Source organism: Mesorhizobium sp. M1E.F.Ca.ET.063.01.1.1 (assembly GCF_003998155.1).
GTDB lineage: Bacteria > Pseudomonadota > Alphaproteobacteria > Rhizobiales > Rhizobiaceae > Mesorhizobium.
This window is the reverse complement of record NZ_RZSC01001189.1, coordinates 1-1,183: the sequence shown is the minus strand read 5'-3', so window position 1 is coordinate 1,183 and position 1,183 is coordinate 1. Positions and strand designations below refer to the sequence as shown.

Annotated in this window: 1 protein-coding gene and 1 pseudogene; both read left to right on the top strand. The window is 64.5% G+C overall.

Going from position 1 to position 1,183, the window contains the following annotated elements; genetic code table 11:
- Nucleotides 1–567 (top strand): annotated as a pseudogene (locus tag EOA29_RS37140) (tRNA(Ile)-lysidine synthetase); the annotation flags it as partial.
- A 105-nt stretch (nucleotides 568–672) separates the two neighbouring features.
- Nucleotides 673–1,183 (top strand): ATP-dependent metallopeptidase FtsH/Yme1/Tma family protein (locus EOA29_RS37135; RefSeq protein WP_189479130.1); only part of this gene is annotated, 511 nt, incomplete at its 3' end.

The window sequence follows — 1,183 nt, the reverse complement described above, 5'->3', positions numbered from 1 at the left end:
TATGCGTTGCGCATGCTGCTCGCCACGGTCGGCGGCGTCTCCTTCCTTGCGGACGAAGCGCGCTCCCGCGCCCTGTTCGAGCGACTGCGGATCGGGCCGCTTTGCGCCACATTGTCGCGGACGGTGGTCGACGCGCGCCGCACCGGCATCTTCCTTTATCGCGAGGCCCGCAATCTGCCTGCCGCCGCTCCGGCGGTGGATGGCATGCTTTGGGACGGCCGGCGGCGGATCACATTGAGCGACAGATCGGGCGGGTTGGTGATCGCGCCCCTCGGGCCGGCCGCGGCCAAACGCGTCGCCGAGGGTGGTGCTCCGGCAAACCTGCGCCGCATGGCGCTGGCCGCCGAACCCGCGCTGTGGCGCGGCGGCGAATGCCTTGATTTTGCTGGCGGCGATGCCTTGCCGCCGCCGATCCCGATCGCACCTGTTGTGGCGCCCTTTGCCCGCTTCCTGCCGTCCTTCGATCTCAAGCCCGCCGCCGCCGTCGCCACGCTGATCGGCGCACCGCCGCTGCCGCCATCGCCTTTTCTCAGCCATGATCGCGGCGGAGCATGGGCGAAAGCTTAACCGAGGCATGCTGTTATGCTTGGCAAGGGGAGGCGCTCTCCCTATGTTAGGCCCAAGCTTCCATCACCATCGTGGGTCCGCATGCGGACGCCAACAGGACAATAGATGAATCCGAATTATCGCAATCTTGCGCTCTGGGCGATCATAGCGGTCCTGCTCATCGCTTTGTTCAATCTTTTCCAGACGCCGCAGACGCGCGGTGCGACTACCGATATTCCCTATTCGCAGTTCCTGCAGGATGTCGGCTCGGGCCGAGTCAAAAGCGTGACCATCACCGGCCCCCGTATCTTTGGCAACTACACGGACAACGCCAACGGCTTCCAGACCTATTCGCCCGGCGATCCGTCGCTGGTCTCCAGGCTGCAGGACAAGAACGTCACCATCAACGCCAAGCCTGAAAACGACGGCTCCGGCTCGCTGTTCTCGATGCTGATCTCGTGGCTGCCGATGATCCTGATCCTCGGCGTGTGGATATTCTTCATGCGCCAGATGCAGTCCGGCTCCGGCCGCGCCATGGGCTTCGGCAAGTCGAAAGCCAAGCTTCTGACCGAGGCGCATGGCCGCGTCACTTTCCAGGATGTCGCTGGCGTCGACGAGGCCAAGGAAGACCTGGAGG